The 12,912-nt window shown below is 38.7% G+C and carries 13 protein-coding genes; 12 read left to right on the top strand and 1 reads right to left on the bottom strand.

The features are described from left to right. The first annotated feature begins 154 nt into the window (after positions 1-154). A complete protein-coding gene (gene deoD / locus RG565_RS03260; protein ID WP_022524449.1) occupies positions 155-868 on the top strand; it encodes a purine-nucleoside phosphorylase in 714 nt (237 codons plus the stop codon). Then, positions 865-1,620 (top strand): hypothetical protein, encoded by a 756-nt coding sequence (locus RG565_RS03255; RefSeq protein ID WP_247936999.1) that lies wholly within the window; start codon positions 865-867, stop codon positions 1,618-1,620. The genes deoD and RG565_RS03255 overlap by 4 nt, the downstream gene beginning before the upstream one ends. 58 nt (positions 1,621-1,678) lie before the next feature. On the opposite strand, the gene RG565_RS03250 is transcribed toward RG565_RS03255, so the two are convergent. Continuing rightward, positions 1,679-3,847: an LTA synthase family protein gene (locus RG565_RS03250; RefSeq protein ID WP_282187049.1), complete on the bottom strand. Its 2,169-nt coding sequence runs from the start codon at positions 3,845-3,847 to the stop codon at positions 1,679-1,681. A 248-nt stretch (positions 3,848-4,095) separates the two neighbouring features. On the opposite strand from RG565_RS03250, the gene RG565_RS03245 reads away from it, so the two are divergent. From RG565_RS03245 to RG565_RS03200, 10 genes are all read left to right on the top strand, one after another. Further along, positions 4,096-5,259, top strand: coding sequence for a class I SAM-dependent rRNA methyltransferase (locus tag RG565_RS03245; RefSeq protein WP_247937001.1), 1,164 nt, complete (start codon positions 4,096-4,098; stop codon positions 5,257-5,259). Continuing rightward, a complete protein-coding gene (gene aroD / locus RG565_RS03240) occupies positions 5,256-5,933 on the top strand; it encodes a type I 3-dehydroquinate dehydratase (protein WP_247937002.1) in 678 nt (225 codons plus the stop codon). Before RG565_RS03245 ends, aroD begins: the two co-directional genes overlap by 4 nt. Next, positions 5,923-6,777, top strand: coding sequence for a shikimate dehydrogenase (locus RG565_RS03235; RefSeq protein WP_247937003.1), 855 nt, complete (start codon positions 5,923-5,925; stop codon positions 6,775-6,777). The genes aroD and RG565_RS03235 overlap by 11 nt, the downstream gene beginning before the upstream one ends. Positions 6,778-6,787: 10 nt before the next feature. Beyond that, a complete protein-coding gene (gene aroB, locus RG565_RS03230; protein ID WP_247937004.1) occupies positions 6,788-7,855 on the top strand; it encodes a 3-dehydroquinate synthase in 1,068 nt (355 codons plus the stop codon). 33 nt (positions 7,856-7,888) lie between these two features. Then, on the top strand, positions 7,889-9,055 hold the full coding sequence (aroC, locus tag RG565_RS03225) for a chorismate synthase (RefSeq protein WP_247937005.1): 1,167 nt from the start codon (positions 7,889-7,891) through the stop codon (positions 9,053-9,055). Then, positions 9,055-9,891: a sulfite exporter TauE/SafE family protein gene (locus tag RG565_RS03220; protein ID WP_003042980.1), complete on the top strand. Its 837-nt coding sequence runs from the start codon at positions 9,055-9,057 to the stop codon at positions 9,889-9,891. Before aroC ends, RG565_RS03220 begins: the two co-directional genes overlap by 1 nt. Then, a complete protein-coding gene (locus RG565_RS03215; RefSeq protein ID WP_021001858.1) occupies positions 9,888-10,262 on the top strand; it encodes a DUF1634 domain-containing protein in 375 nt (124 codons plus the stop codon). The genes RG565_RS03220 and RG565_RS03215 overlap by 4 nt, the downstream gene beginning before the upstream one ends. Before the next feature lie 9 nt (positions 10,263-10,271). Further along, the gene (locus RG565_RS03210; RefSeq protein ID WP_247937006.1) at positions 10,272-11,378 is read left to right on the top strand and encodes a prephenate dehydrogenase; all 1,107 of its coding nucleotides are present in this window, start codon (positions 10,272-10,274) and stop codon (positions 11,376-11,378) included. Positions 11,379-11,389: 11 nt separating this feature from the next. Continuing rightward, positions 11,390-11,728: a YlbF/YmcA family competence regulator gene (locus tag RG565_RS03205; RefSeq protein WP_247937007.1), complete on the top strand. Its 339-nt coding sequence runs from the start codon at positions 11,390-11,392 to the stop codon at positions 11,726-11,728. A 214-nt stretch (positions 11,729-11,942) separates the two neighbouring features. Further along, entirely contained in the window at positions 11,943-12,857 is a 915-nt protein-coding gene (locus RG565_RS03200; RefSeq protein ID WP_003029034.1) for an L-lactate dehydrogenase, read from the top strand. Positions 12,858-12,912: the final 55 nt, after the last annotated feature.

The raw sequence follows: 12,912 nt of genomic DNA, 5'->3' as shown, positions 1-12,912 counted from the left end.
TTGAGCTTACAATCACATCTCTTTCTGAACTCAACTAAAAACGAAAGGAATAAAACCCACACGCAATCCTTTCTGAGATGAATAAGCTCCTAAGAAAAGTTTTTTAGCGCTTGTACTTTTCAGTTTGGTTTTTGACGGGCTTGGTATCTTACTTATGTCAATCCATATTGCAGCAAAACAAGGCGAAATTGCCGATAAAATTTTACTACCTGGAGATCCACTTCGTGCTAAGTTTATTGCCGAAAATTTCTTAGAAGATGCTGTGTGCTTCAATGAAGTTCGCAACATGTTTGGTTATACAGGGACTTATAAAGGTCATCGTGTTAGTGTGATGGGAACTGGAATGGGAATTCCGTCCATTTCTATCTATGCGCATGAATTGATTGTGAACTATGGTGTGAAACGTTTAATTCGTGTAGGAACGGCTGGTTCGTTGAATAAAGACGTTCATGTACGTGAATTGGTATTAGCGCAAGCAGCAGCGACAAATTCAAATATCATTCGTAATGATTGGCCTCAATATGACTTTCCGCAAATTGCAAGTTTTCGTCTTTTAGATAAGGCTTATCACCTTGCCAAGGATTTTGGTATGACAACGCACGTTGGAAGTGTCTTATCATCAGATGTTTTCTACTCAAACTATGGTGAAAAAAATATCGAACTTGGTAAAATGGGAGTTCTGGCTGTGGAAATGGAAGCGGCAGCTCTTTACTATCTAGCTGCTCAATATAATGTCGAAGCACTTGGCATTATGACCATTTCAGATAGTTTAGTTCATCCAGATGAAGACACAACAGCGGAAGAACGACAAACGACTTTTACAGATATGATGAAAGTCGGTTTAGAAACGCTTATTTCAGAATCATGATTGAAAATTTAGACGTCAAAGAAGAGATAATTTACGCTATTTCTCGCTATGATTATGCTCATGCTTATAAATTGACTAAAAGGCTAGATAATGTAGAAGCAAAGCTCGTTGAACTTTTGTATATCATGGCAGAGCGGAGAGAGTTGAATATCCGCCCTGCTATGGAATATCAGTTGAAAATTAGAAATGATTTTCAACTTTTTTGTCATGAGTCTGAGGAAGATGAGCAATTAGCAAATTATCTCTATGATTTAGAAGCAAAACTGAAGAATGAACAAGTGATTGATTTTATTCGTGCTGTTAGTCCAGCTATTTATCGGATTTTTATGCGTTTAATCAAGCTGGAAATTCCTGATATTGAATCCTACATTCATAATTCCAGAGAAGCGAGTTACGATCGTTGGAATTTTGAAAAGATGAAAAATACAGATCATCCTATTTTGAGTACTTTTCATGCTGAAAGTCCAGTTCATTCTTCTAGTCTGGCTAGCTTGATTTTACTGTTGGATTTACCAGAGCAAGTTAAAATCATGGTCAAAGAACTACGAAAGTTGGAGAAATCCGTTCGGAACCCATTAGCGCATTTAATTAAACATTTTGACGAAGAAGAATTGCATTCCACTACAGGTTTTTCTTCTCAATTTTTTATGGAAATATTGATTTTGTTGGCAAAAGCAACAGGCATTACTTATGACGAGGAGCAATTTTTCTTTGATCAAGTCAATCAAGTCATCAAAACATTGATAGATTGAGTGCTTTCTTTCATTATAAAATCCCATACAGTTCATTTTACTTGTATGGGATTTTTGGTTATTTAGAAGAAGAGCTGGATTCTTCTGTTGATGAGGAAGAACCGCTACTTGTTGATTCAAATTGTTCAGGGTGAAGAGCACGATAGCTTGGGGAATTAAACAGATCAACAGTTGAATTACCACCTCGTTTGCTATAAAGACTTGTAGATTCATCACCTTTTTTCTTTTCAATAGATAATAATGATTTAAGTGAGTTGGTATAAGAATAGTTCTTAGGATTCACTTTCCCTAAATCATTTCCAGCATAGAAGCGAAGCAAGTCTCCGGTTTGAATCAGGTCACTCATTTTCAACTGCTCATTAGTTGTGTTGCGGATTTTTTCCAATTCTGCCTTAGTTGTTTCATCTGGATTGGTAATTTCTTCTCCTGTTTCTGTGTAGTAAGTACGTCCACTGTAGCTAGTATACCTAGGAGTTACGAAATAGTTTGATGAACGGAAGGCAACGGTTTGTTGATGTTTTGGAGAGAGCAAATCTTGACCAACTTGTAAGTATTGTTTAGAGTCAATACCGAGCAAATGTTCCAGAGTAGGTAAAAGGTCAACTTGCCCGCCATAGGTATTAATGACTTTTCCTTTTGTCATACCAGGAATAACAACCATATAAGGAACTCTTTGGAGCATGGCATTGTCGTAGCTAGACCAAGTTTCAGAGTTTTTGCCTAGTAGTGGTGCCAGCGAAGGATTCCGTGAATTAGAGATACCGTAGTGATCACCATAAAGAACGATGATTGAATTCTCATAAAGACCAGACGCTTTTAAGTAGTCAAAGAATGATTTAACGGCAGAATCTAGATAATTGGCCGTTGCAAAATAACCATTGATTGTTTCATCCTTAGTCGAAGCAAGTGGGAAACCAGTCTCATCTCCAATCAAGCTAGTTGTATAGGGATAGTGATTAGAAACGGTGATATATTTTGCATAAAATGGTTGTTGCAAATGTTCAAGATATTTAATAGAATCTTTGAACATAATCTTATCATTCAAGCCATATTGGAATGAATTTGTTTTGTCTTGCTTAGAGAAGTAAGAAGAATCGAAGAAATAGTTATATCCCCATTGTTTGTAGGTGGTATTTCGATTCCAGAAACTACCAGCATTTCCGTGGAAAACGGCACTAGAATTATATCCATTTTTTGAGAGAATATACGGAGCAGCTTGCTGCGTGTTTGTTCCACCATAGTTTACCATAAAGGACCCCTGATTGAGACCAAATAAACCAGTTTCTAGCATGGTTTCTGCATCAGATGTTTTTCCGGCTTTTACTTGATTAAAGATATTAGAAAAAGCAAAAGTTGAGTTGGAATGATATAGTGAGTTGAGGAAAGGTGTTACTTCGTATTCTTTGCCATCAGACTTTAATTTATAATCAATCAGGAATTGTTGGAAACTTTCTAAATGAAGATAGATGACATTTCTACCTTTAGCAATTCCGTAATACTCTTTATTTGGCTCGGCATAGTGTGACTTGACGTATTCTTCAACTGGTTTCAAATCTTCAGCACTTGCTTTGGAGCGTTCTTTGTTGGCGCTATATGTCTGATTAGCACTATAGCCAAGAAAAGCTGGCAAGCCTAAAGCGCGGACAACATAATAATTAGAGAAGCCGCGCGTCAATAACTCTGGACGGTCAACTTCTGCTAAAAAGAGATTGGCTGAAAAAAGCATACTGGACAGAGCAGTAATTGCAAAGCTAGCTCGCTTGTTGAATGGCCGATCGTCTAAACGGATCCATTTTTTATAAAAAAGAAAACCTAAGATTGGAAAATCAATGATGTAAATAAAATCTCCAGGTCGGAATAGTTCAAGCGCAGCCTCTCCCAGACCAGCAGAGACACTACTTGAAGCGAGCATAGTATTGACAGTAACAAAATCACTAAACTCGCGATAATAGATAGAGTTTGAAATGAGCCAGACAAATAATAAAATGTAAAGCGCAACTGCTAGAATATAGAAAACTTTGGTGTGCTTAATATAAAGTGCCAGTCCAATCAACAGCAATCCCAATGGAAGGGGATTGAGAATCGCGAGAAAGACTTGATAGGCACCCTGAATATCAAGATTAAAGTCAACAGAATAAGCCCACATGGTTTTCAGCCAATAAAGGGTCAGTAAGGTCAAGACAAAACCTAGTCTTGTACTCATGAAGTTGAGTATCTTCCTAGTCATAGTTTTCACAAATATATACTTCCTTGTCTTATTTCCTAAAATTTTCACTACTAAGTATAACATATTTTTGATTTAAGTTGGTAATTTAAAATGTTGCATTTTCTTTTGCTAGATAAAAAACAGAGAAAGAATTTTTATCCATTGAGAATAAATAGAATTTTTACGTATGAACACATTTTTTGCAATCATTTTGTAATAAGTAGTACATTTTTTTGAGAAAATTCATAACATTTGATATAATAGAGCTTATGAAACAGCTTACGATTCCTTCTTATACTGAAGAAAACATAAAAAAAGGACGATTTGTTTTAGAAAAACAAGATTTTCCTTCACTTTCTTTTCATCATCAAGTTGTAGAATTGGTAAATGCAAAAGGAAATTTTGTAGGTATCGCATACTTATCAGCGCAAAACAAGGGTATCGGCTGGTTTATCTCACATAAGAAAGTAGTTTTTGATGTCTCGTTTTTCTGTCAGTTATTTCGGTGTGCGAAAGAAAAGCGACAAGTTTATCAACAATCAAAAGAGACAACAGCTTACCGCCTTTTTAATCAAGAAGGAGATGGTTTTGGTGGGTTGACAATAGATTTGTATCAAGAATATGCTGTTTTTTCTTGGTATAATCTCTTTGTTTACGAGATTAAAGATACTATTGTTCAAGCATTTCAGCAGGTTTTTCCAGAAGTTACAGGAGCGTATGAGAAAATTCGTTTCAAGGGTTTGAATGTTGAATCTGCTCATTTATACGGGCAAGAAGCGCCAGCATTTTTCCCAATTTTGGAAAATGGCGTTCGTTATAAAGTATTTCTAAATGATGGATTGATGACAGGAATTTTCCTTGATCAGCATGAGGTGCGTGGTAGCTTGGTAGACGGTCTAGCAGCTGGTAAGTCGCTGTTAAATATGTTTTCCTACACGGCAGCTTTTTCGGTTGCGGCAGCGATGGGAGGAGCCAGTCAGACAACCTCCGTTGATTTGGCAAAACGAAGTCGTGAGTTATCTGAAGCCCATTTTAGAGAGAATAATCTTGACTTAAGCAACCATACATTTTTTGTGATGGATGTATTTGACTACTTTAGATATGCTAAGAGACATGGTTTGACTTATGATGTAATTGTGTTAGATCCGCCGAGTTTTGCAAGAAATAAAAAACAAACTTTTTCTGTGGCGAAGGATTATCATAAGTTAATTGCTCAGTCTTTAGAAATTTTAAATCCCCAAGGGATTATCATTGCTAGTACAAATGCTGCGAATGTTTCACGTACTAAGTTTAAAAAAGAAATTGAAAAAGGTTTTGCAGGAATAAAGCACCGTTATTTGAAAGAATACGGTTTACCAGCAGATTTTACTTATAATAAAAAAGATGAAAGAAGTAATTACCTCAAGGTATTTACCATTAAGGTGAACAAATGAAATTAGTCGTATCAGTGATGCCGAAAAATTTAGAGGAAGCGCAGAATATTGATAGCTCGCGTTATGATGACGCGGACATTATTGAATGGCGTGCTGATTTTTTAGCAAAAGATGATATTTTGACCGTTGCACCTGCTATTTTTGAAAAATTTGCTGGTCGTGAATTGATTTTCACTTTGAGAACAATTGGCGAAGGTGGAAATATTGAATTGACGGATGATGAATATATTTCTACCATTAAGGAAATCTCAACGATTTATCAGCCAGACTATATTGATTTTGAATATTTTTCTCACAAAAATAGATTTGAGGAAATGTTGGATTTTCCAAATCTTGTTTTGAGCTATCATAATTTTGAAGAAACGCCTGAAAATATGATGGAAATTTTATCTGAATTGACCAGTTTGACACCAAAAGTGGTGAAAGTTTCTGTTATGGCACGCAGCGAGCAAGATGTGTTGGACTTGATGAACTATACGCGTGGTTTTAAAACCTTAAATCCAGATCAGGATTTTGTAACGATTTCCATGGGTCAAATTGGAAAGATTTCGCGGATAACAGCAGATTTGACAGGCTCGAGTTGGTCGTTTGCAAGCTTGGATGAATCCAGTGCGCCGGGTCAAATTTCTCTTGCCAATATGAAGCAAATTCAGGAGATTTTGAATGAAAATTGACGGCTATACTCGTTTAGCGGCAGTTGTTGCCAACCCAATCAAACACAGTATTTCTCCTTTTATCCATAATGCAGCATTTGAGCAAACTGGCGTTAATGGAGTTTATGTGGCTTGGGAAATCTCACAGGATGACTTGAAAGCAACTGTTGAAAATACTCGCCGCTATAATATGTTTGGAATCAATTTGTCCATGCCTTATAAACAGGCTGTGATTCCTTTTTTAGATGAAGTGACACCTGCTGCGCAGATGATTGGGGCGGTGAACACTGTCGTGAATCAAAATGGAAAATTGATTGGTTATAACACAGATGGCAAGGGATTTTTTATGAGCTTGCCTTCTTTTGTCGTCAAGGGTAAGAAAATGGTCATGCTTGGAGCTGGTGGAGCAGCGACAGCGATTATTGTTCAGGCAGCTTTAGATGGTGCTGATGAGATTTTTGTGTTTACACGGCAATCTTCTTTTGAACGCGTTTCGCAGAAAATGAAGGAAATTCAGCAGAAGATTGCAGCGAAGATTTGGGTATTACCTTTAGAAAATCAAGAATTACTACAAGAAAAAATTAATGTTTCCGCTTTATTGGTCAATGGGACCAGTTTAGGCATGGACGGTAAGGCTTTACCAATACCAAGCAGTATTCGTTTACCACATTCACTTCTTGTGGCAGATGTGATTTACCAGCCGTTTGAGACCCCATTTTTAAAATGGGCAAAAGGACAAGACGTTGAAGTAGTGAATGGCTTGGGAATGTTGTTGTATCAGGCGGCAGAAGCATTCAAATTATGGACAGGAAAAGAAATGCCGACTAAAAAGATTTGGCAGACATTGGAAAAGAAGTACAAATAAGGAGTTGCCTATGAAATTAAATGTGAATATCCCCAATCATCCTTACGATATTGTCATTGAAAAAGGGACTTTAGCTAAAGCTGGAGAATGGTTGGCAAGTTTATGGTCAGCTCAAAAGGTCGTTGTCATCACAGATAATCATGTGGCAAGTCTGTATGCTGAAACAGTTAAACGCAGCTTAGAAGTTGCTGGCTTTGAAGTGTTTGTATTTGATTTTCTGGAAGGGGAAGCTAGTAAAAATTTAACAACGGTCAATAAAGTTTATGAATTTCTCGCTAAAGCAGGGATGACCCGCAGTGATGGTATTGTTGCCTTGGGTGGCGGTGTGGTCGGTGATTTGGCTGGCTTTGCAGCTTCAACTTATATGCGAGGCGTTCATTTTGTACAGATACCGACAAGTTTGACAGCTCAGGTAGATTCTTCGATTGGTGGGAAAACAGGAGTCAACACGCCGTGGGCTAAGAACATGGTGGGTACTTTTACTCAGCCGGACGGAGTTCTGATTGACCCAGATGTTTTAAAAACTTTAGGACAACGTGAATTGATTGAAGGCATGGGAGAGGTCATCAAGTATGGTTTGATTGAGGACGTGGAGCTATGGCAGGAACTGTCTGACATGGATGGTAGTCCAGAATCCATTTTGGAGCATGCAGAAAGTATCATCTATCATTCTTGCAATGTCAAACGAAAGCTAGTAGTGGAAGACGAACTTGACAATGGTGTGCGCCTTTATCTAAATTTTGGACATACGATTGGTCATGCAGTGGAGGCGACTGCTGGTTATGGCAAAGTCATGCACGGAGAAGCCGTGGCTATTGGCATGGTTCAAGTAGCATACGTAGCAGAAAAAAAGGGGCTGATGCCTAAAGGAATTACCACAGATATTGAAAAAATGTGCTGTAAGTTTGGTCTTCCGACCGATTATCAACCTTGGCGACAAGAAGAGCTCTATCATGCCTTACTTCATGATAAGAAAGCTCGTGGAAAGACAATCAAATTAGTCATTGTTCCAGAATTAGGCGGGACTGCCATTCATCAGATTCCTTTAGAAGAGATGAAAGATTATTTAGAAAAGTAAGTGCTAAATAGCAACAACAGATGAGGTAATTAAATGAGATATTTAACTGCTGGGGAGTCACATGGACCGCGTTTGACAGCTATCATTGAAGGAGTACCAGCTGGGCTTCCTTTGACAGCTGACTATATCAATGCAGAGTTGAAACGCCGTCAGGGCGGATATGGTCGTGGAGCTCGTATGAAAATAGAGAGTGACAAAGTGGAAATTACTTCTGGTGTTCGGCATGGGCGAACCATGGGGGGACCGATTACACTCAATGTGACCAATCTAGATCATCAAAAATGGTTGGACATTATGAATGTAGCAGATGTGGAGGACAAGAAAAAAGAGCTGCGCAAGATTACTAAACCTCGTCCGGGTCATGCAGATTTGGTCGGAGGTATGAAATATCGTTTTGATGATCTGCGTAATTCATTGGAGCGCTCTTCTGCGCGTGAAACGACCATGCGGGTGGCGGTGGGAGCAGTTGCTAAGCGTCTCTTAGAAGAAATCGGAGTTGAGGTGGCTAGTCATGTCGTGACTTTCGGTGGCATTGACATTGAGATACCTGAAAATCTGACCATTTCTGAAATCAAGAAACACGCTCGTCGGTCAGAAGTTTCGATTGTCAATTCAGAGCAAGAAGAAGAAATCAAAGCCTATATTGATCAGATAAAGAAAGATGGCGACACGATTGGTGGAATTGTTGAAACCATTGTCGGTGGTGTGCCAGTTGGGCTTGGTTCCTATGTTCAATGGGATAGAAAACTAGATGCTAAAATTGCTCAAGGAGTGGTTTCTATCAATGCATTTAAAGGTGTGGAATTTGGAGTTGGTTTTGAAGCAGGGCGGCTTAAGGGCAGTCAAGTGATGGATGAAATAATCTGGTCTAAAGAGGATGGATTTACTCGTCGCACCAACAATTTGGGCGGTTTCGAGGGCGGTATGACCAACGGAGAACCTATTGTAGTGCGCGGAGTGATGAAGCCGATTCCAACTCTCTACAAGCCACTTATGAGCGTTGATATTGAGACACATGAGCCTTATAAGGCAACGGTGGAGCGAAGCGATCCGACAGCTCTTTCAGCTGCTGGTGTTGTTATGGAAGCTGTTGTTGCAACAGTGCTTGCAACTGAGGTTTTGGAGAAATTCTCTTCGGATAATCTAGAAGAATTAAAAGAAGCCGTTCAACAATACCGCAATTATGTGAAAGGATTTTAATGCTCACCTATATTTTTACAATGACTTTGGTCGGAATTTTTGCAGGAATTTTGGGAGCTTTGCTAGGACTTGGAGGTGGAATTGTTATTACGCCTGTGCTGACTCTTTTATTTGGGGTGGACATCAAGTATGCAGTCGGAGCTTCTATTATTGCGGTTTTAGCAACTAGTTCAGGTTCTGCGATTGCCTATCTCAAAGATGACATGCTCAATCTGCGCATTGCCATGTTTTTGGAAATTTTCACAACTTTAGGAGCTTTTGTAGGCGCTATGTTATCAGTAATAACAGATTCACAAGTCCTTTTCTTACTTTATGGCGCTCTCATGCTCTTTCAAGCATTTAATATGTACCAGAAGATTCATGACAAAAAGGACAATCAGAGTGTGAGTCACAATGATGCTATCGCAGAGAAATTAAATCTCGGTGGTGAATATTTTGACAAAGGTCTCAATCAAACAATCAAGTACCAAGTGACCAATGTCCCTGGTGGCTCTGTTGTCATGTTTTTTGCTGGTGTTATGTCGGCGCTTTTAGGAATTGGTGCGGGTGCTTTCAAAGTATTGGCCATGGATACTGTTATGAAAATGCCCTTAAAAGCTAGTTCAGCGACTTCTAACTTTATGATGGGAGTGACAGGAACGGCTTCAGCTATCTTTTATCTTTTTGTAGGGCAAATCAATCCGGTATTGGTTACGCCAATCGCCTTAGGTGTTTTAGCAGGTTCTTTCATCGGAAGCCGCATCATGCCTTATGTGCCTGTAAAAGTATTGCGCTGGATTTTTCTAGTCGCTTTATTAGCTCTGGGTGTGCAGATGTTTATACGAGGTATGCAATGACAGATAAAATGCAAAAAGAAGAGCTGGATTTGGTCATGGGGAAAATTCTTCGCATAGGAATTTTTCTCTCCATTCTTTTTATGTTTATTGGCTTGGTTCTTTACCTTTTTAGTGGTCAGCAGGTCATTTCTTTAAAAAATTTGGAACAGTTTAATCCAGTTGCCTATGTGAAGAGCCATTCCATTTTTGATGCAGTGACGTTTATGTTACTAGGGGCTTTTATGCTTATTTTGACACCGATTTTTCGAGTGATTTCAACTTTTATCATTTTTGTCAAAACAAAAGATAAAATGTATACGATTTTCACAGCGATTGTTATGGTTATTATTTTAGTATCGATTGTTCTGGGATTTATCGTTGAGCCAAAGTAAGGAGTAAGCATGGTAAAGAAAGTTATTTATATTGCGGGCCTTGGTTTGATTGGTTCATCAATTGCACTTGGAATTCGACGTGATCATCCAGACTATACTATATTAGGTTACAATCGTGGAGAAGAATCCCGAAAAATTGCCCTTGAAAAAGGCATGGTAGATCAAGTGACCGATCGGTTTGCTGAATTTGCTCCTCTGGCAGATGTGATTATTCTTGCTGTCCCTATCAAGCAAACCATTGAGTTTATCAGGCAATTAGCAACTCTAGATTTGAAAAAAGATGTGATTATCTCAGATGCAGGTTCTACCAAAGCTGAAATTGTAACTGCCGCTGAAGAAGCTCTAAAGGAAAAAACTATTCGATTTGTAGGTGCTCATCCGATGGCTGGTAGTCATAAGTCAGGTGCTAGTGCAGCAGATGTAAACCTCTTTGAAAATGCCTATTATATTTTTACTCCGTCTCATTTGACGAAAGAAGGCACGATAGCAGAAATGAAGAATCTCTTATCTGGTCTGCATGCTCGCTTTATCGAGATTGATGCCAAAGAGCATGACCGGGTCACCAGCCAGATTAGTCATTTTCCGCATATCCTCGCTTCTAGTCTTATGGATCAAGCCGCTGCCTATATTCAACAGCACGAAATGACGCAGCATTTCGCTGCTGGGGGATTTCGTGATATGACACGGATTGCAGAAAGTGAACCGAGCATGTGGACTTCGATTTTATTGACAAATCCAGATGCCATTTTAGAGAGGATTGAAGATTTTAAGAAGCGATTGGATACTATTTCACTTGCTATTCAGAATAAAAATGAAGATGTGATTTGGAATTTCTTTCAGCATGGTCGCCAAGTGCGAAAAGCTATGGAAATTCATAAACGAGCAGGTGTGGATAGCTTTTATGACATTTTCATCAATGTTCCCGATGAAGAAGATGCTGTTTTAGGAGTGTTGGAACTTCTAAGGGGAACATCCATTGTCAATATTCACATTAACGAAGAAAATCGCGAAGATATTAACGGAATTTTGCAAATTACCTTTAAAAATCGCGAAGATTTGGAAAAATCTGCTAAAATAATAAGAGAAAAGACACACTATCAAGTCTTTTTAGATTAAGGAGGAAAACTATGTCAAATATTTATGATTTAGCGAATGAATTAAGCCGTACTCTACGTGACCTTCCTGAGTACAAAGCCGTTGTCGAAAGCAAAAAAGCAGTAGATGCTGATAGTGAAGCAAAGAACCTTTTAAAGGACTATCTAGCTTTCCAACAAGAACTGCAAGCTATGGCGCAATCAGGTCAAATGCCAACGCAAGAAGTGCAAGACAAGATGAAGTCGTTTGGGGATAAGATTCAAGGCAATCCTGCCCTGACTGAATTTTTCAATAAACAACAACAATTATCTATTTACTTGGCTGATATTGAACGCATCATTTTTAATCCAGTTCAAGAATTGTTGAAATAAGGTTATGATTCAAGCTGATTCAAGATTTTGGTCAGCTTTTTATGTGCATGAAATCCATAGGAGAAGAAAGGATGCAATAAATACGAGAGTATTTTCTGAATATTTCCACTAAATACTTGTATTTTACTAATTTTTGAGTATAATGAAATGTATCAACTAGACAGATTTTCAGTTTAATGGTGAAGCTGAACGGTGTATTGTATGGAGGTGCTTTATGTCACGCAAAATTGCGATTATTGGTATGGGAAATGTTGGTGCCGCAGTCGCGCATGGTCTGATTGCGCAAGGAGCCTTTGATGATTATGTGTTGATTGATAAAAATGAAGCAAAAGTCAAAGCAGATGCACTTGACTTTCAGGACGCCGCAGCCAATTTGAATCATCACGCAAATATTATTGTTAATGATTATCAGGCGTTGGCAGATGCGGATGTGGTGGTGTCGGCACTGGGCAATATCAAATTACAAGATAACCCCAACGCCGATCGATTTGCGGAATTACCCTTTACATCTAAGGAAGTTCCTTTTGTCGCTGAACAATTGAAAAAAGTTGGATTTACAGGGATTATCATTGTTATTAGTAATCCAGTAGATGTCATTACTAGTCTTTATCAACACTATACTGGTCTGCCTAAAGAGCGTGTTATTGGAACGGGAACGCTGCTGGACACAGCTCGTATGAAACGTGCAGTTGGTGTTCGCTTTGGGGTTGACCCTCGAAGCGTTTATGGCTACAATCTTGGAGAACATGGGAATTCTCAATTTACAGCTTGGAGCCAAGTACGGATAAAAGGGCAACCGATTTCTAAATTTGCTTCGGTCGAGGAGTTGGATGAAATTGCTCTAGAAGCCCTTAAGGGAGGGCATACCGTTTTTTATGGCAAAAAATACACATCTTATGGTATTGCGAGCGCAGCTATCCGTTTAGCAGTAGCCCTTGTATCGGATTCGCATGAAGAATTGCCAGTATCAAATTATTATCAGCCATTAGACACCTACCTGAGTTATCCAGCGATTGTAGGACGTGAGGGAATTCTTGAGCAAGTCAAACTTAGTTTAACGGAAAAAGAGGAAGAAAAATTAGCGTATTCTGCACAATTCATCAAGCAAAAATTTGCAGAAAGTTTATAATTTTAAGAGGGTGAGGAAAAGTTGAATTCAACGAAATGAAGCCTTTTCCCCGCTC

Origin of the sequence: Streptococcus sp. IsoGale021, assembly GCF_031142795.1 — a bacterium.
GTDB classification, from domain to species: domain Bacteria; phylum Bacillota; class Bacilli; order Lactobacillales; family Streptococcaceae; genus Streptococcus; species Streptococcus hominis.
This window is presented reverse-complemented; position numbering and strand designations above follow the sequence as displayed.